The following is a 23,935-nucleotide window of genomic DNA, read 5'->3' on the forward strand; positions in this document are numbered from 1 at the left end:
GGCGAATTGCTCACCGCGCTGCCCTCCACTCGTACCCAAGGTCCACCGCTCTTGTATGTAGGTTCTCCGATGCGCCGCTGACCAACGTTACGGGCGCTGGGGGATGGTGAGCCGCATCGCGCTCGCGTGCAGGCCTGCTGGGGGTTACCGGACACGGCGCTGTGCATCGTCGGCGCGCGGTGCGCATCGAGGTGCGGACGATGTCGTGCATCTGTCAGCATTCCGCGCGGAGGCGGCGGGCCTCACGCTCGGCGCAGCTGCTCTTCGTACGCCTCCTGCCGGTCCTTCTGCTGCTCCCGCGCGCGGGCGAGAGCCGCGTCCCGGGCGCGGGGCCGATCGCGCTCCGCGCCTGATGAGACGAGTCGCTGGAGAAGCTGCTGGGCGACCTCGAGTTCGCCTGGGGGCCGGCCCACCCGCCTCAGCCGGTGAACCTCTGGAGCAGACGGCGACGGGCCGCACGGAGTCTTGCGTGCGGCCCGTCGCTGTACCCGGGTCAGGGTGTGTCACCGGACCGGTCCCAGCGAGGGCGGTGCCGTCCGGCTGCTCGGGGGAGGGTCAGGCCGGGGTGATGTTCTCGGCCTGGGGGCCCTTCTGGCCCTGGGTGACGTCGAACGTCACGACCTGGCCCTCCTGGAGCTCGCGGAAGCCCGTCGAGTTGATCGCGGAGTAGTGGGCGAAGACGTCCGGGCCGCCGCCGTCCTGGGCGATGAAGCCGAAGCCCTTCTCCGCGTTGAACCACTTCACAGTTCCCGTAGCCATGTTCATGCCTTCCAGTCGATGACGCCTCCCACGACGTGCGGAAGGCGGAGGTGATCGCCCTGGTTCCTGCGGCACAGCACAGCAGAACGCCCACGCCGAAAGCGTGGGCAAAGGGAACTTCCGAACCACGACAGCTGACGCAGACGCTACACGCCCGCACACCCCGTCACCATAGGGCGACCTGCGCATCCCACCCCGGGCAGGTGGGCGAGGGGCCGCCGGTACCCGGCAGGCCTTCAGGCTTCCCCGCCTCAGGTCGCGGCCGTCGGATTCGCTGATTCGGCGGCGCTGCGGTACTCGGCGTTGATGCGCTGGGCTTCCTCGAGCTGGTCTTCGAGGATGACGATGCGGCAGGCCGCCTCGATCGGGGTGCCCTGGTCGACGAGTTCCCGGGCGCGGGCGGCGATGCGCAGCTGGTAGCGGGAGTAGCGGCGGTGGCCGCCCGCGGAGCGGAGCGGGGTGATCAGGCGGGCTTCGCCGATGGCGCGGAGGAAGCCCTGGGTGGTGCCGAGCATCTCGGCGGCCCGGCCCATCGTGTAGGCGGGGTAATCGTCGTCGTCGAGACGGCCGAACGAGTCGTCTGCTGTCATGGAACCTCTCTTGTGGAACGCGTGGAGGGGCCCTGGTGCCGTACGGCACCAGGGCCCCGAAGGAACTGCTACACCATCTGCCGGCCCTGATACTGCGCCGGCTTCCTGTATCCGCCGACCCGCCCGAACGGGGACGGGAGATGCGGGGATCGCGGTTGCTTGACCGGAGACCACCTCACTGTCGATGTCCTGCGGTACCCGGGCTCCGACTTCCGCCCGGGCGATCCTGATGGCGCCTCAACTCCTCCGTTCATCCCTCGGGTGATCAACTGCTTACAAGCGGGGAACTGCGAACTGCGTGTACTGCTCCACTCGGTACTACTGATACTGCTCGTGGCCTGACCGAGCGCCACGCTCCGGCAGCCGGCCCCGTCGCCCATCGTGCGTCTGCTCCGGCTTGGAACCCCACTGCCGAACCTCCCGGTGCGCGCGCCCGCAGCCGACGCCTTCACCGAGGTACTGCTCTTCACTGCCGGGTACTGCCATCACTGCGGTAACCGCGGTACTGCCTGCGGCGGCCCCTGACGACTGCGGGCCACCCGGTCCGGCCGTCAGCCCCGTCACCGTCCTGCAACCGCTCTGGCTTCGGAACTCCACCACCGCACCGCCCAACAACTGCAACTGCGGGTACTGCTGCCCGGCAGTTCGCCTCTGCCGAGCTTTTCTTGACTGGGCTACGGGAGAAACCATAACCACGCCACGACCCAATGTCTACTCCGGCCGACATAGATTTTCCTGTGTGTGTCCCTGAGGTAATCGGGTGCCGCCGGGATTGAGCGACTGCGGACGGGGGCACAACGACCCGGCAGGCAGGACCGGGACACCGACCAAAGACCCGGAGCGCGCACGATGACCACGACGAGCACCGAGCGCACAGCACTACGCCCTCTATCCGCCGCCACGGAGGCACGCCAGGCCGCCCGGGCGTTCCTCGAAGCCCTCGGGCAGCCGGCCATCTGTCGGGAGGAGGCCGACACGGTCGTTCTGGTCGTCTCCGAGCTGGTGACGAACGCCCTGCGCCATGGTGGTGGCGCCTACACCCTCCGCCTGACCGCGCACCCCAGCTGCATCGAGGTCGCTGTCGAGGATCCCAGCCCGCGGATGCGGGCTCCCGACCTCGTCGACGGGACGGGTGGGTTCGGCTGGCACATGGTCGACGACCTCTCCCTCGCCACTGCCGTCACGCCCGGGCCCGGAGCCGGCAAGACGGTCCGCGCCCTCCTCCCCCGGTGGCGCGCCGCCCGTACCTGCGGTCCTGGCGAGCCGGGGTAAGCCTGTTGCGCGGTCGCCCTGTTTACGAAGCCGTTCAGCGGCCATACGGGGTCTCGTAAGGCGTTTCCGCCCAAGAGGGAGTGATCAGCTGTGTCTGGTGAGCAGAAGGCCGAGGCGAAGGTCGAGCAGGCCAAGGGCAAGCTCAAGGAGACCGCCGGCCGCCTGACGGGCAACGAGCGGCTGACCGCCGAGGGCCGCGCGGAGCAGGCCAAGGGCGATGCCCGTGAGGCCAAGGAGAAGGTCAAGGACGTCTTCAAGGACTGATCGACATACGTCGGGGCCGGAACCGCTCTTGCGGTTCCGGCCCCGACGTATGTTCGCGCGCTCCGACCCGGGTCAGGCGGCAGCAGTCTCAGGCCGGCGCAGTTCGGTCTGGCCGAAGAGGAGGGCGTAGCCGTCGGGGAGCCGGCGGAGGGTGCGGGTGAGGAGGTCGGGGCCGGCGAGGCGGGCGACGACGCCGAGTACGGCGCCGGTGTCCCAGCGGGCGGTGGCCGGGGTGGTGTTGGTGTGTTCGGCCAGGTCTTTGACGAAGCCCCAGCCGGTGAGGTGTTCGGTGTCGGGGATCTGGGCGGTCAGGGTGAGGGCGGCCTCGACGGGCAGGCACTGGGCGAGGTCGACGCGTTCGTCGCCGGTGAGCTGTCGGCCGAGGGCGGCCAGGACGTCGCGGACGGCTTCGGCGGCGCGTTCGCGGGTGGGGTAGGCGCCTTCGTAGCGCACGCGTTCCAGCATCTGGTCGAACGTCATGGCGGGGGCGGCCCGGTTCGGTCGAGGCTGGTCGTACATGGCTGCGGTTGCCTTTCTCTGCGAAGGATCCGGCCCTGCGGCCGGTGGACGGCTGGGATGGAGGGTCAGGTGGGCTGGGGGTGGCCGAAGAGGAGGTCGTAGCCGTGCGGGAGCTGGAGCAGGACCTCGCGGGTCAGCACGTCACCCGCGGCGGCGGCCGCGGTGGACAGGACGGCGCCGATGTCCCACAGGGCCGTCTTCTCGGTGGCGCCCTCGATCCAGGCCGCGGTCGCACGGACGAACCGCTCCGGCGAGAGCGGCTCCGCCGCCTGCAACGGGTTCAGGAGGATCAGGGCGTACGTCTCGGGGAGCCGGGCGGCGAGCTCGGCCCGCACGGTGCCCACCAGGTGTGCGCCGAGCAGGGCCAGGACGACGCGGGCCACACGGTCGGCGTCCTGCGGGGTCTCGTACTCGCCTCGTTCCTGGACGTGGGCCAGGAACGCCTCTCTGCGCATCGACATCACATCACCTCCAGGAAGGGGTGAAGGGGGCCAAGAGGGTGCGGAGGGCGGGGTGCCGGAGGGGGAATCGGCTCTCCCCCGCCCTCCGCTGCCGGCTGGTACGGGGGGTCAGCCGGAGATCTGCTTGCGGCCGCTCTCGCCGCCGATGCTGATCTTGCGGGGCTTGGCGCGCTCGGCGATCGGGATCCGCAGGGTCAGGACACCCGCGTCGTAGTCGGCTGCGATGCGCTCGGTGTCGAGGGTGTCGGCGAGCATGATCTGGCGGGAGAAGACACCCAGGGGGCGCTCGGAGAGCTCCACCTTCACGGAGTCGGCCTTCGCGACCGGGCGGCGTTCCGCCTTCACGGTCAGCATGTTCCGCTCGACGTCGATGTCGATCGCCTCGGGGCTCACTCCGGGGAGGTCGAAGGCGATCACGTACACGTCGCCTTCGCGGTAGGCGTCCATCGGCATGACCGACGGCTTGGACCAGGTCCCGGACGTACCCGACAGCTGCTGGACGATCCGGTCCATCTCGCGGAACGGGTCGGTGCGCATCAACATCGCGAAACACCTCCAGTTGGTTCAGGCAGAAACTGCCAATGCGCTTCAACGTGCCACCGTTGTAACATGTCATCGAAACGATGACAAGCAGGATGTCGCCTGATGGATGACAAGCCTTCGGAGGCGCCGTGAACGAGATCGCTCCCCCCGTCCCACCGGTCCTCACCCCGGACGCCGCCGCAGCGCTGGAGGTCATCCACCAGGCCATCGAGAAGGCGCACCGGTCCTCCGCCGGGGAGATGGCGGCCACGACGGCGGAAGGCTCCGGTCCGGAGCAGGCCCTGGCCGCCCTGCAGATGCTCCGCGAGATCCGTGAGCGGCTCACCGGTTGGGAAAGCGTCCTGATCGGAACGGCCCGCAGCCAGGGCGCCAGCTGGGCCGAGCTCGCCGGCCCCCTCGGAGTCGCCAGCCGCCAGGCAGCCGAACGCCGCTACCTCCGGCTGCGTCCCGGCGCCGCCGGGAGCACCGGCGAACAGCGCGTGCAGGCCACCCGCGACGCGCGGGCCGCCGACCGCACCGTCACCGCCTGGGCCCGCGACAACGCGGCCGACCTGCGCCGCCTCGCCGGCCAGGTCACCTCCCTCAGCGACCTCGCCCCGGGCGCCCAGGCAGCCGTCGGCGCACTCGACCAGGCCCTGGGCGGCGACGACGCCGCCGGCCTGATCGGCCCCCTGGCCGGGACCCGACCCCACCTGGGAGCCGGCGACGCCGAACTCGCCGACCGCATCGACGCCGTGACCCGCCACACCGACCAGCTCCGTCAGGACAGCAACGACCAGCGCAACTCCTGAACCCGCCCGCACGCCGGCCACGGCGTGCGGGCCGTAGTCCGAGGAGGTAACCCCGTGTCCGAGCGACCCGAGCGATCCCACCGACCCGACCGGGAGACCGAAGCAATGCCCGGTGTCGACATCTTCGGGCGCGCGGCCGTCGTGCGGCCCGTCGGCGAGATCGACATCGACACCGCGCCGTCGCTCAGCCGTGCTCTGGCGCACGCTCTCACCTTCGTCGCCACGTCCCGGGCCGACCGCGTCGTGGCCGACTGCAGCCGTGTCACCTTCTGCGACTCCTCCGGGCTCAACGCCCTCATCGCCGCACGGCTGCGAGCGGTCGAGGCCGGCGCCACCATCCATCTGGCGAACCCCGCACCCCAGCTCCAACGCCTGCTGCAGATCACCGGGGCGGCTGCCCTCTTCCCCCGGGAAGACCCTGCCTGGCCCGGTGCGGCCGCGGCCCTCCAGCAGGCGCCCCGCCCCGCCGGGAAACACCCGAACGACGGATAAGCGGCAGCGACGGACCGGGACGGCCACCGCTCATGGAGGTCAGCAGGTTCCCTGCTCTGTCACGACGACCGGCCCGGCCACTTCCCGGCCACCCCGATGCACGCCCCTACGGACATCAGGTCCGTGCGCGGTCACGGTCACGACGGACACGACGATGGCCTGGTGCACCCCCTCACGAGGGGGTGCACCAGGCCATCGGTCGCGACCGGCAGTCGGTTCGCTGCCGGGCTACCAGCGGTACCAGCGGCCGCTACTTCCCTTCGGGCGGGCGACGAAGCCGATCAGCCACAGCACCAGCACCGCCAGCGCGACCCACCAGAGGATCTTCACCGCGAAGCCGGCACCGGCAAGGATCAGAACGAGCAGAAGAACGAGAAGCAGGGGAACCATAGTTATCAACCTCCGCAGCACCGACTGCCCGGGCGCCGCTCGGCCATGCACACGACTTTTACGGGTTACTTATTCCTGCAGGCGGGCAGCAGTACGCGCGACCCCGGCGCAACGACCGCCCTCGCGTGGACGTCGAACGGACCGGCCGCGGTGGGGTTTGCGGTCGGCGATCGGGAGCAGACGAGCGGTCACGACCAATCCGGTACAGCAACGAGGAGGTCCCCGATGTCGGGCACGGAGAAGAGCAAGGCCCACGCCGAGCAGGCCAAGGGCAAGGCCAAGGAGGCCATGGGCCGCATGGTCGGCAACGAGCGGATGACCGCCGAAGGCCGAGCCGAACAGGCGAAGGGCAACGCCCGCCACGCCAAGGAAGACGTCAAGGACGCATTCCGCCACTGACCGCGGCCGCGCACAGCTGAACAACGGCTGGGCCCCGACCCCCTCCCGGGTCGGGGCCCAGCCGCGTCTTGTTACGTGCGCGAGGGCATCGAGGTCACGACCGGTGGCCGGCCCGCCGGGGCCTCGCCCGCCGCGGTCTCGGAACACCACGAGCACCCTGTCGAACCATGGCGCCCGCACGGCCGGACACGGGGCGGCGCTGCCCCTCTCCCCCATCACGCCAGGGCCGTGTCGAGGTCGCCGGTGAGGTCGTCCAGACCCGTGGCGTCCTCAGGGGCGCTGAAGTCGTCCTCCTCGGCCAGGCCGGCGCACTCGGAGGCGAGGGCGGAGCAGGTGTCCAAGTCGCGGGGGTGCAGGCGGTGGCCACCGATCGTGACGCGGGCCTTCTCGTGCGCGGCGATGCGCGCGTCATCGGAGTCCGCGTCTGGTGCCCACACCCGTTCCACCCTCCACCCCCGGCGTGGCGGGAGAGCGGCGATCTGCTGCTCCAGCGGGGACAGGGCCCTCGTCGGCGAACTGGGCTCGGTAGGCGGTGGAGTCGAACCGGTAGGCCTGAAACGCCCGATGTCGTCACCCGGCTCGGCGGCGTCGGAGATGACGGTTGCGCCACCTGCCGGCCGCTGTTCGTGCCCGGACCGGTTGGTGGTCGGCGGAAGTCCGGTCGCCGCTCGCCGGCCGTCAGATCCTTCCCGTCGTGTTCGCAAGACAGAGGCCGATGACCGCGACCACAGCGGCGACGACCGCCCAGGATGCCAGGCTGGTGTGCCTGCCCCGCGTGCCGGCCCGCCCGCGCGGCTTCCGCTGTACGCCCCCGCTCCGACGCGGCAGAGCGGTCGGGGTGACGGCGGTCTCGGACAGCAGGCGGCGGCAGACCGCGGCCAGCTCGCCACTCCCGGCACACAGGCGCGCCACCGCCTCGGCGCGAGCGGGGGCCGTCGTACCGCCGTCGAGGATCCTCCCGGCCCGAACGAGCACCTCGTCCCGCCCGCCGGCAGGGGCCAGGCTGATCCAACGCTGGACATGCTCCCCGCGTATCACGACACCGCCCGCACGGTCCCGGTAGACGGTGTGCTCCCGCCAGAGGAGACCCGCCAACTCCGATGCGGTCTCTCTCAGTTGCCCACTCATTCCCGGTACGCCCCCCACTGCTTGCCTTGATCGAACAAACAGCGGATCCTAACGGCCGCCACCGACAGTGGCGCCGGCGGGGCGGGCGCGCGATGGAAGCTCTCACCGCCCCCACACCTGACCGGGGGTGACGAGATGATCAACCAGGCCGACATCGGCCACCGCGTCCAGGGCGCACACGGCAGGACCGGCATCCTGCGGGACATCGACCCCGCAGGGGAAGCCCCCCGACTCACCTCACGGCCGCAACCGTCCACCTCGGAGGGAGGATCACCCCAGAGCCGGACAGGGTGGGCTCCAACCCGGCGGCCAGGGCGCGATCCGGTGATGCGTCGGCCCATCCGATGGCCCGCCCCGAAGGCGGCCAGGTCGCCGAGGGAGCCGGGACGGACCCCGACCCCATGGAGACCCCGGAGTCCGCACCCGCAGGCGCCCTGGATCGACCTGCGCCTGACTGACCCGCAGTCCGGAGCGCAGGACACCGGGCCCGGGCGACGCGAGGCCGGGCGGCCCCGGCCGTACGGCGTCCCGTGACCGGGGGCCGGGGCGTGTCCCGCGCGCTCCGTTCGGGCCTGTGCCGGAACGGAGCGTAGCCCGTCGTGATATCGCGCTTCGCGGAGTTTCGGTCACACGTACGATGCCGGGCATGATCGTCGCTTCCATCGACCCCACCTCGCAGGCTTTCGCCGTCGGCGAGGTCATCGGAGTCATGTCCGCCGCCGCCACAGCCATCGGCGCGCTGTGGTGGCTGACCCGCTCCTGGCGCACACAGCCCACCCCGCCCGGCAGCGCTCCGGCACACACCATGCGGGTGAAGAGGAAGCGGACCTGGTTCCTCGCGGGCGTGAGCGTGTTCATCGTGGCCGGCGCGAGCGTGAAAGCCGCCGCCTCCTACAACCCCGAACCCCGCGCCGTCGAGGCGCGCGCCGCGGACGGCACCGAGGAGTCCCTCGTCATCGTTCTCCCGGAGCTCTTCGACCGTTTCCGCCTGCTGACGGGCGAGGACGCCAAGCGCGCCGAGACCGAGGTCCTGGCGGGCCGTGAGCTCCCGCACAGCATGCGGACCGGCTACTACGACCAGGACGCCGACGGGGCCCACGACCTCTTCGTCCTGGTCAACAGCGCCGACTGGGACCCCAAGGTCGCCGAGTCCAAGGCGACCAAGTCGATCGAGCAGGAGTTCCGCAACTACTTCGCCGGCGCGAAGGCCCGTGACGTGAGCCGCTTCGACGCGGGCCGGCACGGCGGCGGTCTCGCCTGCGGCCACGTGAGCGGACCCGACGGAGACCAGACCCTCTGCGCATGGAGCGACGCCGCCAACCTCGTCGGAGTACGCCTGCGGTCGGCCGACCTCGCGGACGCCGCCCGCACCACCCTCGCACTGCGCAACGCCGCCACACGCTGACAGGCGTGCTGGGGGCAGCCCGTCCGAAGGGCGGCTCCACAACAGTCGCTATCGCACTCCTTGCCCCGCGTGCCGCCGGACGTTGCCGCACGGGGCACGATGTGAGCCCCAGCCGCTCGCCGGATGACCGAGGTCACCGGCGCGTCCGTGTTCCCCGCCCGCAGGGCGACCCCCTGACCCGACCTGGCCGGCCACATGTCCGCCGGCGACAGCCCTGGGGCACGACGGCTCCGGTCAGCACCGCCGGTGCTTCGATGGCCTCACACGCGCTGCCGGACGGGAACGGTGATAGCCCCGGGGTACCGTAAAACCACCCCTTCCCGCACGCTGTTGTGCTGCCATACCAGGATGGCTGACACACGGTTCCCCCGGCTGAGGTACAACTCCGAGGCCTGGCTCGCGGCGCGGGACAGGATGGTCGAAATCATCAAGGACTGGGCGGCCGAAGGGCGGACCGATTTCTACAGCACGCTCAGCGCGCTCCTGAGGGAGTCACACTTCTCGGTGCCGCCCCGTGGCACGCTGATGAGCGACCTCCTTGCGGCAGCCTGCCGAGTGGAGGAGGGCAGAGGGGCCCCGGTGATGCTGACCGCCATCGTGGTGAACAAGCGCACCGGACGGCCCTCCGACCAATTCCAGGCGCTCGCCGAGACGGAACCGTTCCTGCGCGGGAACGTACCGAACTGGACGTGGGAGAAGGAGAAGGCCGCGGTTTTCGCGCACTACGGCCGGTGACACCACCTCGGTCACAGGCCGGGCGGGGTTGTGCGGCCGCCTTCGCCTCGGCGCCCCGCCGTCGGCCGATCGAGGGCTTCCCTCGCTGCCGACGAGCCGCCCTGCTCGCCCTCGGGGGTGAGTAGGGCGGACGGCACGTCGGAGGCTGCCACACTCGGCGTAGGGCCTCAGAAAGCCTCACCGGCCCGCACGGCGGCGAAGACGACTACGGCCGCCGGGGCGGGCCGTCGTCGAGCGGCTGCCCGACGGGACGGAGCACCGCACCGGCATCTGGATCGGCAACCAGAAGGCCCGCCGTGACCGGCCCGACCAGGCGCAGCTCGCCACGCTCGCCGACCTCGGTGTGGACCGGGCCCGGTAGCGGGGCCGGGCTGTTCCAGATTTCTGGAACAGCCGCTCCCGCCCGGGACCGACCGCCGGGGACCGCCTGGGATCGACCGCCTGGGGGAGGCGGTCGATCAGGCGGTGCGGTGGTTCGGCTATCGCAGGAGCACGTCGGACACGGACAGGAAGAACTCGCCGGTCATGCCGCCGTTCTCACCGTTCGGGGTGTCCGGTCCTCCGTGGCCGCCCCAGATGTGCACGATCGCCGCCCGCCCGTTCCGGCGCCGTGGGAATGAGGCGAACTCCCAAGCGGTGGATTCCTCTTCCCGGGGGGCGCCGTGCACCTCGACCAGGAACGGGGTCGGCTCCAGGTCCTGCCAGCTCAGGCCTTCCGAGGGATCCCAGCCGGCACGGGTGATGAACCAGCGGTGGGACCAGCTCTCACCCTGGTGATACGCCATGTAGTCGTAGGTGAAGGTCTGGGTGGGAGCCGAGGTGTCCAGCTCCGTCACGGGCCAGTCCCCGAGGGTGTCGTCCGGGGCCAGGTCCAGGCCGCGGAACGCAGGGTTCCCCGCGGACGCGAGGGTGCTGCCCTCGAAGAACTTGCGGTACTCCAGGTACTTCTGCGCGTCGTTCCACGGATAGTCGGCGAGCATCCTGTCAGCCCCCGGCACCACTTCGTGCCAGTCGGTGCTGATGTTGACGCGGCGCGCCTCGGCGCAGATCCGTGAGGGGTCCAGGTCACGGATCGCGGCGGCGGCCCGGCTGCGCGGATGGTTGGCCGTGCCGTGTCGCGGATCCACCCGGCCGGGCGCAGGGGCCTTCTCGCGGGGCAGGCGCACCGCCCATTTCTCCAGGCCGGCCCGCTCCGAGCCGATGGCGACCACGTTGGTGAACGGCGTGAACTCACCGCCCACCTTGGCCCGGATCTTGACGTGGAACTGTCCCGTCGGCTCCTGGTCCCCCAGGTCGACCCAGTGGGAGTTGGACTGCATCCAGTTCCATGAGGACCAGTGGAGGAAGACCGTCTGCCGCAGCTCGTCGTCGAGCCATACCTCGTACAGGTGCGGGTATGGCGCGTTGCCCTCGTTCCAGTCCGCCGGTGGGGGCCAGGCCTCATGATCGGGGGCGTTGTCCCCGATCTGCCAGCGCAGGCTGATCCCGTACATCGTGTACTTGCCGTCGTCGCGGTACCTGATGTCCGCGCGAAGGTCGGACGGAGCAGTGGTCCGGGTCTTGCTCACGGTGTCTCCTTCTCCTCGATCGAATCCATCCCTGAGGCCGTCACCGCGGAGCAGCATATGCAACCGACAGTTACCAACCATGACAGAAAGTCACTGTAGATCATCCCGGCCCACCTGGACAGATGGATCACAGCCACCCAAAATCAGACATCCAGCCCCATCAGGTGCTGCTCCAGGCCTCTGGAACAGCCACTCCCGTCGCCCAGGGCCGGACGCCCTGTCAGCGCCCCCGCCCCGCTCCCCTGCCGGGCGCGGCCGGGTGCACCTTCAACTGCTCCAGGGCACGGGCCCGTTCACCGAGGTCGAGGTCGCGGGGGACGTCCAGGCCCTCGGCCAGGGGCCCCGCGACGCTGCACGTCCGTGCTCGCGGGCACAGCCCACGGACCGGCGACATCCCGCACCCGCCTCCCGCAGCGCCTGCCCTACCACCTGGCGACGGAAATCACCCTGGCCGGCCGCACCGTGGACACCACCACCGCGGCCCGCCACTGCCTGCTCAACCAGGTCGTCCCCGACGGCACCGCACTTCAGGCGGCTCTCGCTCTCGCCGAGACGATCAGCGCGCTGCCCCAGCACGCCGTCCGGGCCTCCAAGCGGATCGTGCACGCCACCCGCGGCCTCGGCGACGCGGACGCGTTCGCCGTCCAGGACCCCTTGAGCGCACCCGTCTTCGCCACCGACGAGGCGGCGGAAGGAGCCCAGGCCTTCTGCCCCGTCCGGCGGTCCTGACCCACGCCCCGCTCGTACACGACCCTCGTGAACAGGCCACGCGTCATTCGTGCGCACGTACGACCGTGACCACGGCGCGCCGGGGTGTCCATGCTCGATGTCGACCAGGGGACGAGGCATTCCCGGCGGACCGGGCGCCGCCGGCGCCGCTGCGTCCGGGGCCGGGGCCGGGGCCGGGGCCGGGCCACCAGCCACCCGGTCCCCCCTCCGGATCGTGAGGTCCGCTCCCCCTGGTGCGTGGCGGCCCTCGTCTCGTCCGCGTTCGTTCTACGGGGCGGGGGTGAACTCCACATACGTGCCGCCGCAACCCGCCGCGATGTCCGGCAGCCGGTCCCGCTCGGCCTCGTCGACCGCGAGGCCCCGGCGGAGCTCGGTCGCCGTCCACTCCGCGCCGTACCGGCACAGGCGCCGGCCACCCGCCGGATCCTGGTCCGCCTTGCTCCGGTTCGAGCGGGCCGTCACCGCGACCAGGCAGGCCTGCCGGCCCTGGTCGTTCTCGTACGCCTCACGCCGCGCCGCCGTCCAGGCAGAGGCGCCGGAGTCCCAGGCCTCCGGTCCGCTGTCAGGGGTTCAGCAGTCGATCGTGGATCCGTCCAGAGCGGACTCCACGGTCACCACGTACTCCTTCGGCCCGTCGGCCCCCACCCGGAGCAGGGCCGGCTGACCGGCCACCTCCTTCTCCGGGGTCGCGTGCTCGGCCGGGGCTCGCCCCACGGGGTTTCGGCGGACCTTCCGACCTGCGCGCAGCGCGTCGCCCTGATCGGTCGGCCGCGGGACGTGCGGGCCGTCGGCGGCGGTGATCCGGCGCCTCGACGGCCTCTCCCCCGGTCGGCCCTCGCCCGGAGGGACCGGCACACCGACCGCACCGGACCAGCCTTTAGGGTTCACCCATGAGCTTGACAACAGGTCACGAGGGAGGAGCCCTGCCCGGTCCGACGGCATCGGCGCAGGTCTGGCAGGCGCCGAGCGCGGTCGAGCGGGGGCTGTACGAGGCGAAGGCGCGCGGCGACTGGCCCGCGTACTACGACCTCGTCGCACGGGCCGACCTGTACATGATGCAGTCGCGGGCGTACGTCGACGCGAACGGGAGCAACACCCGCTTCCACCCCTACTGGAACCCGCAGACCCAGACCATGTGCCTGGCCGTCTACACCGGCGGCATGCTGCCGCCGCCCGTCGCCGACCCGGTCTACAACTGCTACGACCTGGGCTGGTTCGCGGAGGTCTGGAACCAGAACGACCCGCCCTACCTCGTCGTCAACCCCGGCAGCCCCTGCGAGGGCGTCCTGCCGGCCGGGCCGGAGGGCCGCGCCCTGTGGCAGCGTCACTCCGCCCCGGTCGAACGGCCGGGGCCGGCCCGGGACGTGGTCCACACCCTGGAGGTGGGCGGCCCTCGCACCGGCCCCGTCGCGTTCGGTCTGGCGGCCGGCGCGCACATCAACGTGCGCAACGGGCGCTACTGGAACTCGATGGCCTACCACGGCTGCGGCTACCGTGGCGAGAAGCGCACGCTGGAACGCTGGTGGGGCGTCATCACCCGTGAGGACTGGCAGGAGACGCAGGAACAGCTGCTGCGCGCGGAAATGGTCAGCGGGGTCTGGGAGTCCGTCCTGCAACTGCGCCGCGCCATGGCCCTGGACTTCGCGGGCCCCGTCGACGTCGACCACTGGCGCCAGGCCGCGGAGAACGTGGTGCGCCGGCGTGCCGAGGCCGTCGCCGAACCCCGCCTGACCGCGGACGGCGTCACCCCGGGCCGCACCGTCACCGCCGCGGAGCTGGAGGGCCAGGTGACCGGCCGTCAGCGGCTGATCGGCCGCATCGCCCGCTACGAGGCGCGGTTCCGCGCCGACGGGCTGCTGCCCGAGGGGGGTTTCATCCGGAGCGTCGAGGCCTGGGACTACGGCCGGGCCTCCGCCATGGCCCGCTGGGGACTCGCCGCGCGCCTGTGCTCCCTGCAGGAGGCGGAGTCGGCCGTGGTCCGGGCCGGCCGTCTCGTCCAGCTCAACTACCGCTCGTGGGAGGACTTCTCGGCCGCCTACATCCTGGGCCGCTGCCTCCACTTCGACGAGGAGGAGTTCGGCGAGTGGTACGAGACGGTCCTGGCGACCCACCGTGCCCTGACCACGGACCCGGCCGGCCCGTGGCGCACGCTTCCCTGGACCTGAGGATCCCGCCTCGGCGCCGCGGTTCGGCTCACCGTCAGGTCGGACGGGTGAGGAAAGGGTGGGGTGGTACGCCGGGACGGGCCTGCCGTACTCGGTGAAAGGCCCCCGCCTGCGTCGCGTGCGGCGGAACGTGTGAAACTCCTGCCACAGTTGCCATGTCCCGACGGGGTTGGGCAGCACCGTCACGGGGGGACGCACATGGGCGGGACCGAGAGCGCCGTCGAAGCCGAGCCCGAAACCGTGCCCGGGGACGGGAGCGGTGCCGGGACCGGGGCCGAGGGCGGCGCCAGGAACAGGAAGAGACTCAAGGCAGCCGCCGTCGTGCTCGCCGGGCTGGGATTCATCATCGGCGGTTCCCTGCTGGATCCGGATCCGGAGCCTTCCGGGTGGGTGGCGGAGCCGGCCTCGTCGGATCCCCTGTACTCCGGTGCGGGGCCGACCGTTGAGCAGGTCGCGGCGGACTTCGACGCCGCGACCGCCGCCGTCGGGCTGGGACCGTCGGCACCGCCCCGATCGTTCATGCTGCCCGGATGCCTGGCCTCCTGGGAATCCTACGAACCCGTGAGCGACGCGCAGTGGGCTGCGCTCCGGGACGACCTCACGGGCCGCCAATGGCGGCTCACCCAGCGCCTGAAGAGGCCTCACACCGTCGCGTCTTCGCTGACCAAAGGCACGTGGCATCTCACGGTGGTGTACGAGGACAGGCCCGGCGTGCGCGAGCATCTGTCGCTCATGGCCGTGAACGACACTCCTGCCTGTGAGGAGGCGTTCGAGCAAGCGCAGGCCGCCGGCACTCGAACTGTCTAGGTTCAACGGGCTGCGGATCGACCGGTTCGTGAAGCGGGTGAAGGTGGTGCGGGAGCGGGGCGGGAACGGGCCCGGCGGTGGCCTCCCCTCCCCTGGTGCCTGCCACTGCCCGATCGGGCCCTGTTGACGGTGGTGCACCACCGCACGCACCGCACCGTGCGCCGGTTGGCCCCGCTCTTCGGGATCTCCCCGGCCACCGTCTGCCGAGTCGTCAAGCGGCTCCGTCCGCCGCTCGCGGCGGAGCCGGCGCCGCTGCCCGTCGCCGGCGTGGACCGGTCGTGGATCGTGGACGGGTCCTACCTCGGCGACATCAGTGCTTGTCGAAGATGTAACCGTGTCCGTGCCCGACCGGACAGGAAAAGACCCGGAAGTCGCCCCACCTGCCGACCGTGATCTCGGTGGTGAGGTCACTGCCCACGGTGAACAGCAGGCGGGACGGGGCGCCACACGTGAGGCACGGGACGTCGTCCGGCTCGGTCAGGCGCCAGGTGGGCCACCCGCCGAACTTGATGCCGGCCACGCAGGTGATGATGTCGTCCTCGTCTCCGGTCGCGTCCACGTACTCCAGCACGGCCTCGACCAGCTCGGCGTCCGGCAGGCCCTGCGGGTAGGGGAAGTCGAGGAGGGGCACCGGGGTGAGCGTGCACGGCACCGGGGTGTAACCGTAGTCGGGGTCCTCCTGCCGTACGGGCAGCGGGGGCGAGCCGAGTATGTGCGTGACGTCGGTGCTCTTGCGCCAGCGGATCTCGGCGACCGGGCTGACATCGGCATGCGGGGCGGGCGGGTCCCAGTGCACGTTGGGGCACCACAGGAGCTGGAACACGTCCTTGTCCTCGGGCCACCAGTCACCCGGTGCGTCCCTCCGGTACACCTGCACCACCGCCAACATGGCCGTCGCCGGGATCCCGGAGCCGGACTTCTCGTCCGGGACGTCGCAGTGCGGCCAGGGCTCGTCTGCCGGCCAGAGCAACGGCCCACCCACCGAGCTCTGATGGACCGTCGGCTCGCCCCGCTCGGGGGCCAGCACCACGGCCGGCCGGGGGTACGGTGCGAGTCCGGGCACGGCGGCGATGATGTCCTGCGCGGAGGGCCTGGTGTCGTAGGGCAGATCCATGGCCGGAGAGTAACCCGCCCGTCCGACAACGACCGCGGCAGCGCGGACCGCCTTCGACCAGGGGACATCGAACCTGCGTCTCGCTCCCCGTGCGGGACTGCACGACGGCCGCCCGCGCACATCCACGCTCCCCCGACGGCGCCTGACACCCGCGGTACCGGGGCGCGGCGGGGCCTCGCACGGCTCCTCCTGTCGACTTCGGCGGGGGCCGCTGTCAGTACCCTGACGCGGTGATGACCGAAGCCCTCTTGTCGAGAGCCATGAACGACGCTCTCGATCCGCCTCTGCTCCCTCTGCCGGATCGCGTCGCAGCACTTCTGTCGGAGCTGGGAAGCCCGCCGCGACTGGCAGCTCACCTGCGCGCCGTCCATGACGTCGCGCACCAGTTGGTCGACTGGGTGGAACAGCACTCCCCCGCCGTGGTCTTCGACCGCGAGGCTGTGCTCTTCGGGGCCGCCACGCACGACGTGGGAAAGACGGTGCACCTCGATGAGCTGTCCGGGCCCGGGTCGGCGCACGAGGAGGCCGGGCAGGCTCTTCTGATCGGTCACGGCATCAGCCCGGAACTGGCGCGCTTCGCCGCGACCCACGCCTCATGGATGGACGCGCGGGTCGGCCTGGACGACCTGCTGGTCAGCCTCGCCGACAAGATCTGGAAGAACAAGCGCGTCCCGGACCTGGAAGACCTCGTCGTGGCACGACTGGCCCGAGCGACCGGCCGGGCGGCATGGGAGGAGTTCCTCGCGCTCGACGGGATTCTCGCTCGCATCGGCGACGCGGCCGACGAACGTCTGGCGTTCCAGGCGTCCTTCCCGATCCACGTCTGAGGGCTCGGAGGCGGAGCTGCCCGTCGCTTCGCGGCCCAGGGAGTGGATACCGGGGTGGCGGTGGGCGTGAGTGTTCGTTGTCCACCCGGCTGTTCCTGAGGGTGGCGGTGTCCGTGTCCCTGTGTCCCCTTCCTGTGTCCTGGGTTGTGCTTTCGTGAAGCCGCAGATGATGTCTCGCCCCTGGAGCGCTGCCGGGTCTCGGACGGTGATCCGTTCCTCGTCCAGGAAGGCATCGTCAGGCCTCGGACGGACCCGAAGCCGGGTCATCTGCCCGGCGGCGGAACTCAGATGGAGATCATGGATTCGGAGACCGAGCCCGACCGAGCCCGGTCGGCCCACCACGGAGATTCACAAGTGACCGAAGCAGAACTCGACGTCGTGGTGGCCTGGACCCAAGGTGACACCACGGTCCGGTGGAGCGGCCCCGCAGGGAACGTCGAGAAGCGGTACGAACTGCCGCCACAGGACGTCCTGGCGTGGCGGGAGTTCGGGGAGACGCTGGTGCTGGTGGTGGAAGCCGTCAACAGCGCGCCCTTCACCGCGTCGGACAACGCGGTGGTCCACCGTGCCGACGGCTCGGAACGGTTCCGGCTGCACCCGCCGCGCGACCTGCTGCCGAACCCGGACGATGTCCATGGCTTCTCCACCGCCTTCCCGCAGGGCGACCGGCCGCTCGTGATCATGGTCACGCGCAACGCGGGCGATTTCCAAGGCCGTATCGACTTGAAGACCGGCGAGATCGCGGAGACCAACACCTGGCGCTGACCCGGAGAAGAACGGGCGGAGGCCATGACCGACCGCGGTCGAGGCACCGGCTGCGCCGTGTCCGCCCGGCCGGCTGGCCGTGCGACACCGGCTGGACTCCCGGCCTGCATGCCGGGGTTGTTCGCGCAGGTGGACCCGGACAGCGAGCGTCCATGTCGTCGGCGGCGCCTCGCTCGTCACCGTCCTCACCTACGGCCGCCTGCTGCGGTGGCGCGGGAGGAAGGCGGCGTCGCCGCCGTCCCACCCGCGTGAGTTCCCGGATCCGCCCGGGCCGTCAGAGCCCTTCCGCGGGTCCTTCAGGGCGAGGGCGTGTGCGGTGCGAGGCCAGGGTCCGGGCTCCGGGTGAGGCGTCGCGTGTGCGTGGTGGTGGGCGTGGGCCGGTCCGGCTCAGGAGCGGTTTCCCGAGCCAGGCCGTTGAAGGTGGCGAAGACCAGACGTTCGGCCTGGCGTTCGACGTCTTCCCGGTCGTCGATGTGTACGAGGCCGTCGATGAGCAGGACGGCCAGGCCGTGGATGGCGGCCCAGACCACGAATTCGGCGCCCGGGCGGGCCCCCGGGGGCAGGTGACCCGACTCGGTCAAGCGGTCGAGTTCGGTCATGAGCACGTCGTGCGGGTGGGGTGAGATGGTGGACTGCGCCGTTGTGGCGCCGCCGCGGAAGACGAGCCGCGCGACGGCCGGGTCCTCGACGGCCCAGGTGACGTAGGCGCGCCCGCATGCGGCGAGGCGTTCGGGACCCTGCTCCGGCGTCGCCCCCATGGCGTCGCGCAGGTGATGGCCCAGCCGGGCCAGCACGACCTCGGACAGGGCGGATGCGAGTACGTCACGCGAACCGAAGTGGTGGTAGGCGGCACTGGGGCTGACTCCGACCCGCGCCGATGCCTCACGCAGCGACCAGCCGTCGGCCCCCCGCTCCCGTACGAGGGTCTCTGCCGCGTCGAGCAACGCGCCGCGCAGGTCCCCGTGGTGATATCGCTCCTTCGCCATGACCTCATCTTAACCCTGTTCAGATCGGGTGTTACTGTCGGACCGAAATCTCAACGCTGTTCAGATTTGGAGTTGTGTCATGTGCGTCACCGACCCCGCGCCTCTCGCTTCCGACGGCGCGCCGGATGTCCTGCACAGCCCCTCGCCCGTCGTGACGGGACCTCCCGTCGAAGTGTCCGAGGGTGTTTTCGTCATCCCGGACCACCGCGTCGAGTTGGTCCCCAACGTCGGCATCGTCCTCGGGGAGAAGGCCGCGCTGGTCATCGACACCGGCATCGGCCCCCGCAACGGTGCACTGGTGCTGGAGCAGGCCCGGCGCCTGGCCGGCGGCCGCCGCCTGTACCTGACCCTCACCCACTTCCATCCTGAGCACGGCTTCGGCGCGCAGGCGTTCAAGGGCGCCGCCACGATCGTCTACAACCGCGGTCAGCGCGCCGAACTGCGGCGCAAGGGAGCCGCCTACCTCGACATGTTCAAGGGTCTGGGCGCCGCGGTCGCCGCCGAACTCGAAGGGGTCGAACCGGTCGACCCCGATCTCGTCTACGAGGGCGAGGCCGAGATCGACCTCGGCGGCCGTACCGTGCTGCTGCGCGAGGTCGGTCCCGCGCACACCCGATCCGACCAGATCGTCCTCGTGGACGGCCGGGTGCTGTTCGCCGGCGATCTGCTGGAGACCCGCATCTTCCCGATCGCCCCGTACTTCCCTCCCCACGACACCGACGTGGACGGCGAGGGCTGGATCGGCGTGCTCGACCAGCTCGCCGCACTCGCCCCGCAGACGGTCGTTCCCGGCCACGGCGAGGTCACCGACGCCTCACTCATCCACGACGTCCGCGACTACCTCGCCTACGTCCGCGACGAGGTCCTGCGGCTGCGCGAGATCGGCGCCACCGCCGACAGGACGGCCGCCACCATCGACGAGAACGCCCGTGCCCGCTGGCCTTCCTGGGAACGCCCCGAATGGATCGGCCTCGCCGCCCGCGCCTTCTACGACACCGGCGCCGGTGCCTGAACCCCGCCACCGGCGAACGACACCACCCAGGCCCTGGGCCCCGGCGCCGATGGACCTGGCGCCACCCGCGCCCGGGCAGGAACCCGATCCATCTCCACGAGAGGACATCACCGGATGTCCCGCCTTCCCCATGTTCCGAGAGCCTCCTGGTTACGGCCCTTCCCCTTGGGCGGCAACCGTCGTCCCGGCGGTCTGATCGCCGCCGGTCTCACGATCGTCCTGATCGTGTGCGGCCTGCTGGTCGTACCCTCGGAGGCGAACGCGGCATCGCGTACCTCTTCCCGGCGCCTGGAACTACGAGTTCTGCGTCACCTCCGTCAACGGAGCCCTGGAGTCCACGAAGTCCGACTGCGTCGTCGCACCCCACCCCGCGAACGGCTAGGACCTGTCCGGCCGATCAATGCCCCGGGAAAGGGCCGGCCGGCACGACGCCTTCGTGCCGGCCGGCCTCCGGCCTGACGAGGAACACCTGGCGGGGTCGGCCGCTCGATCTCCGTGACGACGACGGCGATCCCCTCCCCGGCCTCGGCGTCTTCCACCGAACTCGCCGCAGAACGGCCGTGAACTTCCCTGAAGGGGACCAGCCCGACCTCCAGCAGCCCGCCGTCCACGACACGAACCCACCACTCACCGCGGAACGCATCGCCGAACTCTCCCGCACCGGGCAGATCCGTCCCGCAGGCCCCCTACCGGTGGACGACGACGGCCAAGTCATCGACCCCGAGCGTTAGGGCCCGTCGCGAAAACGGATCGTATTCGTCGTGGTCACGTCCCGTGAGGCGTGGAGAGCCGGCCGGCGAAGGGGCGGCCGGGCCCGGTGGGTCAGGCCAGGGTGAGGGGAACCTTCCTGCCGTGGCGCGCAGTTCGGTTCGCCGGGCGTCGGTGGGCGTGCGGCGGCCGGTGCCGATCAGGAGTGCGTCCCGGTCGGTGAACGAGGTGGGGAACGCGGTTCGGGCGATCTTCTCCAGCATGGCGCGGGAGCGGGCCAGGCCCTCCTCGGGCGGCCGGGTCCGCGCGTCGGGGAGGTGGGCGACGAGGTCGAGGTGGTGCAGCGTCCACTCCAGGACGTACGCGCCGAGGTAGTCGGCCACGGTGAGGACCTCGTCGCGGGTGCCCACCCGGGCGTGCGGGTCGGCGAGTCGGGCCGCGCGGCCGGCGGCGGAGCCGACGTCGTCGAGGTGGAAGCGGAACAGGTGCGGGTCCCCGTACGCGGCGGCCGGCCGGACGGTGAGGGCGTCGAGCGGGTCCTCGCCGGTCGGGGGGTGGTCCTGGACGTGCCGGTAGGTCACCGCGTCGACGGTCGGCTCGGTCGCGGCGGGGGTGGCGAGGGTGATCAGGACATCCTGGGCATCGATGACCAGGTGACACACGAGGTCCCGTACGAGCCGGCCGGCGCAGCCCGACGGGCGTACGAAGTCCCGGTCCGGGATCTCGGCGACCGCCGTGAGCAACGCCGTCCAGGAACGGGAGAAGAGGTCCACGTCCGCACCGTAGTGCGGCGTCGCCGCGGCGGCCACCTCTTCCGGTCCCGTGCCGTGCGGTACGCCGCTACGGCGGCCGCGAGGGACGCCGGCCTCGGGCAGGGTCGATGCCGGGTCGGCCTGCCGCGTCAGTGCCCGGAAGCCCTCCGGGAGCCGGGCCGTGCTGCCGTTGCCGCGGCGTCGGGGCGGACGGCGAGGCCGACCGCGCGGGTGGGCCGATGTGGCGACGATCGCCGTGGTGGCCGCCGCCACCGCGGCATGGTGTGTCCTGCGCCGGCCGGTGGGCGGGTGGGTCAGTGGGCCCAGGGCAGTCGTACGGCCTCGATCTGCGAGTCGTCGAGGAGGGCTTCGACCAAGGGGGTCGGGCCGGCGAGCTTGGTGGCCCACAGGTCGTAGTCCGTGCACAAAACCCAGGAACGGTCGTGGGCCCAGAAGTTGGACGGGGTCCACCACTCCTCGTCGGGGTGGTCGTACAGGGCCTTGGCGTCCGCGAGCCGGCCGGCGCGGACGTGGAGGTTCTCGAAGTCGTCGGCGCCTTGGCCCAGCGGGGTGTAGTAGGCGAGGCAGCGGGTGTCCGCGCCCTGCGGGCTGTGCTCGGTGAGGATCTCGATCAGCCGGTCCCAGTCGGCACGGTCGAGGCTCCCCTCCGACGGGCCGGTGATGCCCAGCGGCCAGCCTCCCTGCTCGCGGAGCGACGGGAAGGACGTGTGGCAGGGCAGGCGGCCCTCGGCGGCCACGGGATCTCCGGTCCGCCGGGCGAGCTCCGCCCAGCGCAGGCGGCGCAGGCGTGGTCCGGGGTGCTCGCCCCGGGACGGGGCGAAGACGTTCGAGGGATCGGTGAACACCTCCGCGGGGTCCAGGCCCGGGACGATCTCGGGGTCGGTGCTCCTGCTGTTCAGGAAGGCCCGCCGGTATTCGACGTACGACATGTCGAACGGCGCGAGTTCGTGTTCGTACATGGAGTGGAGCACCCAGGCCGCGTCGGGCAGCGCGGGCGGCATGAACCCGGTGAGTCCGTAGTCGTCGGCCAGTTCCCGCAGCCAGCCGGTCTCCGCGGACGCGGCGAGCGGCCAGCGGGCGGCCGCCTGAGCCGCTGCGGTCTCGTACATCGGCTCAGGATAGGCCCGGTTCGGGGGCGTGGCGGCCTGCGGTGTCGTCGTCCCGGGCTGCGGGGCGGTGCGGGGCGTGTGAACCTGCCTGTGTGGATCTTCGACCTGGTGATGGAGTGCCCGGTGATGCCGGCCGGGCGGCGCCGACCGCTGTGCTGATCGCGACCTGTGTCTCGACCCTGGTCGTCAACGCGAACACGTCGGCGGTGAGCATCCTGCTTCCCGCGATCAGCGCGGACACCGGCACGTCGCTGGACACCCTGCAGTGGGCCGTCACCGGCTATTCGCTGGTGGGCGCGGCGGTGATCGTCACCTCGGGGGCGTTGGGCGACGTGTTCGGGCGCCGGCTGGTGTTCCTGGGCGGCCTGGGGCTGTTCATCGCCTCGTGCGTGCTGATCGCGCTGTCCGGCAGCGGCGCGGGGGTGATCGCGGGCCGGGCGATCCAAGGGGCGGCGGGGGCGACGATCCTGGCGTGCGGGATGAGTCTGCTGTCCGTGTCGACCTCCGGGGCGGGGCAGGTGCGGGCGGTGACGTTGTGGGGCGGTGCGTCGGCGGTGGGGGCCGCGGCCGGGCCGTTGGTCGGCGGTGTGCTGGTGGACGGCACGGGCTGGCAGGGCCTGTTCTGGATCGACGCGGCGATCGCGCTGGCCTGCGTACCGGTCACGCTGAAGGGTGTCGCCGAGTCCCGGGATCCCGATCGCAGTCGCTCGATCGACTTCGCCGGGACGGTGCTGATCGCCACGGTGCTCGCCCCGGCGCTGCTCGCGCTCAGCGAGGGCTCGCAGTGGGGCTGGACGTCGGCCGCGGTACTGGGGTGCTTCGCGCTGGCGTTCGTGGCGGCGGTGGCGTTCGTCGCGGTGGAGCGGCGGGTCGAGGCACCGCTGGTGGACCTGCGGCTGTTGAAGGAGCGGGTGCTGATCGGGGCGACGATCGGGATCCTGCTGAGCGCGGGTGTGATCAACGGTCTGATGTACCTGGTCAGCCTCTACTTCCAGAACCCCGCCACGCTCGCGCTGAGTCCGCTGGAGGCGGGCCTGGCCACGCTGCCGGCGACGGTGGGCCTGATCGCGGTCACCCCGCTCGTGCCCCGGGCGGTCCAGCGGGTGGGCATCGGACCGGTGATCGCGCTCGGCTTCGCCGCGGCGACGGGCGGCTGCGTGCTGCTGGTGTTCGTCCAGGGCGACTGGCGGTACGGGGCGTTCGTGCTGCCGCTCGTGCTGCTGGCGGCCGGCCTGGGACTCGTCAACGGTCCGGCGAGTTCGGCATCCACCTCGTCGGTGTCCGCCGACGACGTCGGAGCGGCGTCCGGCATCTCGAACATGGCGCGCTACATCGGTGCGGCCGCGTTCACGGCGGCGGTGGCGACGGTCAACGCGACGGTGGGCTCGTCACGGAGCGCGGCCGGGGACGGGGCGGCGGACGCGCTGGCGGCGGGCCTGTCCGCCGCGTGTCTGCTCCTCGCGATCGCGTGCGGGGTGGGCATGGTGCTGTCCGTGCTGGCGGTTCGCGCCCGCCGTCGCCGGGCCGGGCCGGAGGCGTACGGGGCGGCCGCCGCCTCGCACGCGCACACCGTCCCCGTCGGGGACCGGTGAGGCCGGGCGCTCCCCCGGTCGCCGCCGGATGG

29 protein-coding genes and 2 pseudogenes are annotated in these 23,935 nt (G+C 71.5%); 15 read left to right on the plus strand and 16 right to left on the minus strand.

Translation table 11 applies throughout. The features are described 5' to 3' along the window. Positions 1 to 242: 242 nt before the first annotated feature. The 3 genes from OG624_RS00265 to OG624_RS00275 form a co-directional block, all read right to left on the minus strand. Positions 243 to 413, minus strand: a complete 171-nt coding sequence (locus OG624_RS00265; protein ID WP_371638831.1) for a hypothetical protein — start codon at positions 411 to 413, stop codon at positions 243 to 245. Between the two features lie 142 nt (positions 414 to 555). Beyond that, a complete protein-coding gene (locus OG624_RS00270; RefSeq protein WP_033226326.1) occupies positions 556 to 759 on the minus strand; it encodes a cold-shock protein in 204 nt (67 codons plus the stop codon). A 251-nt stretch (positions 760 to 1,010) separates the two neighbouring features. Further along, positions 1,011 to 1,349 (minus strand): MerR family transcriptional regulator, encoded by a 339-nt coding sequence (locus tag OG624_RS00275; RefSeq protein ID WP_033226280.1) that lies wholly within the window; start codon positions 1,347 to 1,349, stop codon positions 1,011 to 1,013. Between the two features lie 849 nt (positions 1,350 to 2,198). On the opposite strand from OG624_RS00275, the gene OG624_RS00280 reads away from it, so the two are divergent. Next, positions 2,199 to 2,621, plus strand: coding sequence for an ATP-binding protein (locus tag OG624_RS00280; RefSeq protein ID WP_051763959.1), 423 nt, complete (start codon positions 2,199 to 2,201; stop codon positions 2,619 to 2,621). A 90-nt stretch (positions 2,622 to 2,711) separates the two neighbouring features. Beyond that, entirely contained in the window at positions 2,712 to 2,885 is a 174-nt protein-coding gene (locus OG624_RS00285) for a CsbD family protein (RefSeq protein ID WP_078909706.1), read from the plus strand. A gap of 72 nt (positions 2,886 to 2,957) precedes the next feature. Here the strand turns inward: OG624_RS00285 and OG624_RS00290 are convergent, their stop codons facing one another. The 3 genes from OG624_RS00290 to OG624_RS00300 all read right to left on the minus strand — a co-directional run bounded on the left by OG624_RS00290 (position 2,958) and on the right by OG624_RS00300 (position 4,408). Next, positions 2,958 to 3,404 (minus strand): DUF2267 domain-containing protein, encoded by a 447-nt coding sequence (locus OG624_RS00290; protein WP_033226279.1) that lies wholly within the window; start codon positions 3,402 to 3,404, stop codon positions 2,958 to 2,960. A 65-nt stretch (positions 3,405 to 3,469) separates the two neighbouring features. Beyond that, a complete protein-coding gene (locus tag OG624_RS00295) occupies positions 3,470 to 3,865 on the minus strand; it encodes a DUF2267 domain-containing protein (RefSeq protein ID WP_033226277.1) in 396 nt (131 codons plus the stop codon). A 108-nt stretch (positions 3,866 to 3,973) separates the two neighbouring features. Next, complete coding sequence (locus tag OG624_RS00300) at positions 3,974 to 4,408, minus strand: Hsp20/alpha crystallin family protein (RefSeq protein ID WP_033226275.1); 435 nt, start codon at positions 4,406 to 4,408, stop codon at positions 3,974 to 3,976. 128 nt (positions 4,409 to 4,536) lie between these two features. On the opposite strand from OG624_RS00300, the gene OG624_RS00305 reads away from it, so the two are divergent. Together OG624_RS00305 and OG624_RS00310 are read left to right on the plus strand one after the other, a co-directional pair. Continuing rightward, positions 4,537 to 5,199 carry a hypothetical protein gene (locus OG624_RS00305; RefSeq protein ID WP_033226273.1) on the plus strand — a complete coding sequence of 221 codons (663 nt, stop codon included), beginning with the start codon at positions 4,537 to 4,539 and terminating at the stop codon, positions 5,197 to 5,199. Positions 5,200 to 5,253: 54 nt separating this feature from the next. Continuing rightward, positions 5,254 to 5,691, plus strand: a complete 438-nt coding sequence (locus OG624_RS00310; RefSeq protein ID WP_244291016.1) for an STAS domain-containing protein — start codon at positions 5,254 to 5,256, stop codon at positions 5,689 to 5,691. Positions 5,692 to 5,919: 228 nt separating this feature from the next. On the opposite strand, the gene OG624_RS00315 is transcribed toward OG624_RS00310, so the two are convergent. Further along, positions 5,920 to 6,081, minus strand: coding sequence for a hypothetical protein (locus tag OG624_RS00315; RefSeq protein WP_033226271.1), 162 nt, complete (start codon positions 6,079 to 6,081; stop codon positions 5,920 to 5,922). Between the two features lie 225 nt (positions 6,082 to 6,306). Here OG624_RS00315 and OG624_RS00320 point away from each other — a divergent pair, with 225 nt between their 5' ends. Beyond that, positions 6,307 to 6,480: a CsbD family protein gene (locus OG624_RS00320; RefSeq protein ID WP_078909705.1), complete on the plus strand. Its 174-nt coding sequence runs from the start codon at positions 6,307 to 6,309 to the stop codon at positions 6,478 to 6,480. 215 nt (positions 6,481 to 6,695) lie between these two features. On the opposite strand, the gene OG624_RS00325 is transcribed toward OG624_RS00320, so the two are convergent. Next, positions 6,696 to 6,917, minus strand: a complete 222-nt coding sequence (locus tag OG624_RS00325) for a hypothetical protein (RefSeq protein WP_033226269.1) — start codon at positions 6,915 to 6,917, stop codon at positions 6,696 to 6,698. A 241-nt stretch (positions 6,918 to 7,158) separates the two neighbouring features. Beyond that, on the minus strand, positions 7,159 to 7,608 hold the full coding sequence (locus OG624_RS00330; RefSeq protein ID WP_033226267.1) for a hypothetical protein: 450 nt from the start codon (positions 7,606 to 7,608) through the stop codon (positions 7,159 to 7,161). Positions 7,609 to 8,254: 646 nt separating this feature from the next. On the opposite strand from OG624_RS00330, the gene OG624_RS00335 reads away from it, so the two are divergent. Both OG624_RS00335 and OG624_RS00340 read left to right on the plus strand, forming a co-directional pair. Beyond that, a complete protein-coding gene (locus OG624_RS00335) occupies positions 8,255 to 9,013 on the plus strand; it encodes a hypothetical protein (protein ID WP_158711975.1) in 759 nt (252 codons plus the stop codon). A gap of 348 nt (positions 9,014 to 9,361) precedes the next feature. Then, positions 9,362 to 9,748, plus strand: a complete 387-nt coding sequence (locus OG624_RS00340; RefSeq protein WP_051763958.1) for a hypothetical protein — start codon at positions 9,362 to 9,364, stop codon at positions 9,746 to 9,748. Between the two features lie 479 nt (positions 9,749 to 10,227). On the opposite strand, the gene OG624_RS00345 is transcribed toward OG624_RS00340, so the two are convergent. After that, positions 10,228 to 11,316 carry a lytic polysaccharide monooxygenase auxiliary activity family 9 protein gene (locus OG624_RS00345; protein ID WP_051763957.1) on the minus strand — a complete coding sequence of 363 codons (1,089 nt, stop codon included), beginning with the start codon at positions 11,314 to 11,316 and terminating at the stop codon, positions 10,228 to 10,230. Between the two features lie 360 nt (positions 11,317 to 11,676). Between OG624_RS00345 and OG624_RS00350 the strand changes: the two genes are divergently transcribed. Continuing rightward, positions 11,677 to 12,045, plus strand: a complete 369-nt coding sequence (locus OG624_RS00350; RefSeq protein ID WP_051763956.1) for an enoyl-CoA hydratase-related protein — start codon at positions 11,677 to 11,679, stop codon at positions 12,043 to 12,045. A gap of 267 nt (positions 12,046 to 12,312) precedes the next feature. Here OG624_RS00350 and OG624_RS00355 read toward each other — a convergent pair whose 3' ends face one another. Further along, a complete protein-coding gene (locus OG624_RS00355; RefSeq protein WP_051763955.1) occupies positions 12,313 to 12,507 on the minus strand; it encodes a hypothetical protein in 195 nt (64 codons plus the stop codon). 108 nt (positions 12,508 to 12,615) lie between these two features. Beyond that, positions 12,616 to 12,759 carry a hypothetical protein gene (locus OG624_RS00360; RefSeq protein ID WP_158711974.1) on the minus strand — a complete coding sequence of 48 codons (144 nt, stop codon included), beginning with the start codon at positions 12,757 to 12,759 and terminating at the stop codon, positions 12,616 to 12,618. Positions 12,760 to 12,935: 176 nt separating this feature from the next. Between OG624_RS00360 and OG624_RS00365 the strand changes: the two genes are divergently transcribed. From OG624_RS00365 to OG624_RS00375, 3 genes and pseudogenes are all read left to right on the plus strand, one after another. Beyond that, positions 12,936 to 14,210, plus strand: a complete 1,275-nt coding sequence (locus OG624_RS00365) for a DUF1266 domain-containing protein (RefSeq protein WP_371638832.1) — start codon at positions 12,936 to 12,938, stop codon at positions 14,208 to 14,210. 198 nt (positions 14,211 to 14,408) lie between these two features. Further along, entirely contained in the window at positions 14,409 to 15,017 is a 609-nt protein-coding gene (locus OG624_RS00370; RefSeq protein ID WP_371638833.1) for a hypothetical protein, read from the plus strand. Further along, positions 15,010 to 15,314, plus strand: a pseudogene (locus OG624_RS00375) (helix-turn-helix domain-containing protein); the annotation flags it as partial. The gene OG624_RS00370 and the pseudogene OG624_RS00375, both read left to right, overlap by 8 nt. A 13-nt stretch (positions 15,315 to 15,327) precedes the next feature. Here OG624_RS00375 and OG624_RS00380 read toward each other — a convergent pair. After that, a complete protein-coding gene (locus tag OG624_RS00380) occupies positions 15,328 to 16,131 on the minus strand; it encodes a hypothetical protein (RefSeq protein WP_078909703.1) in 804 nt (267 codons plus the stop codon). 233 nt (positions 16,132 to 16,364) lie between these two features. Between OG624_RS00380 and OG624_RS00385 the strand changes: the two genes are divergently transcribed. Both OG624_RS00385 and OG624_RS00390 read left to right on the plus strand, forming a co-directional pair. Then, the gene (locus OG624_RS00385) at positions 16,365 to 16,958 is read left to right on the plus strand and encodes a phosphohydrolase (protein ID WP_033226261.1); all 594 of its coding nucleotides are present in this window, start codon (positions 16,365 to 16,367) and stop codon (positions 16,956 to 16,958) included. 354 nt (positions 16,959 to 17,312) lie between these two features. Next, a complete protein-coding gene (locus tag OG624_RS00390; protein WP_051763954.1) occupies positions 17,313 to 17,723 on the plus strand; it encodes a hypothetical protein in 411 nt (136 codons plus the stop codon). 296 nt (positions 17,724 to 18,019) lie between these two features. Here the strand turns inward: OG624_RS00390 and OG624_RS00395 are convergent, their stop codons facing one another. Then, entirely contained in the window at positions 18,020 to 18,709 is a 690-nt protein-coding gene (locus OG624_RS00395) for a TetR/AcrR family transcriptional regulator (RefSeq protein WP_033226259.1), read from the minus strand. 79 nt (positions 18,710 to 18,788) lie between these two features. Here OG624_RS00395 and OG624_RS00400 point away from each other — a divergent pair, with 79 nt between their 5' ends. Further along, the gene (locus OG624_RS00400) at positions 18,789 to 19,721 is read left to right on the plus strand and encodes an MBL fold metallo-hydrolase (protein ID WP_051763953.1); all 933 of its coding nucleotides are present in this window, start codon (positions 18,789 to 18,791) and stop codon (positions 19,719 to 19,721) included. Between the two features lie 836 nt (positions 19,722 to 20,557). Here the strand turns inward: OG624_RS00400 and OG624_RS00405 are convergent. Further along, positions 20,558 to 21,202: pseudogene (locus OG624_RS00405) on the minus strand (maleylpyruvate isomerase N-terminal domain-containing protein); the annotation flags it as partial. Between the two features lie 293 nt (positions 21,203 to 21,495). Further along, a complete protein-coding gene (locus OG624_RS00410; RefSeq protein ID WP_033226255.1) occupies positions 21,496 to 22,311 on the minus strand; it encodes a hypothetical protein in 816 nt (271 codons plus the stop codon). A 116-nt stretch (positions 22,312 to 22,427) separates the two neighbouring features. Between OG624_RS00410 and OG624_RS00415 the strand changes: the two genes are divergently transcribed. Further along, positions 22,428 to 23,903 carry an MFS transporter gene (locus OG624_RS00415; RefSeq protein WP_051763952.1) on the plus strand — a complete coding sequence of 492 codons (1,476 nt, stop codon included), beginning with the start codon at positions 22,428 to 22,430 and terminating at the stop codon, positions 23,901 to 23,903. Positions 23,904 to 23,935: the final 32 nt, after the last annotated feature.

The sequence above is a fragment of the Streptomyces virginiae genome, assembly GCF_041432505.1.
Classification (GTDB): domain Bacteria; phylum Actinomycetota; class Actinomycetes; order Streptomycetales; family Streptomycetaceae; genus Streptomyces; species Streptomyces virginiae_A.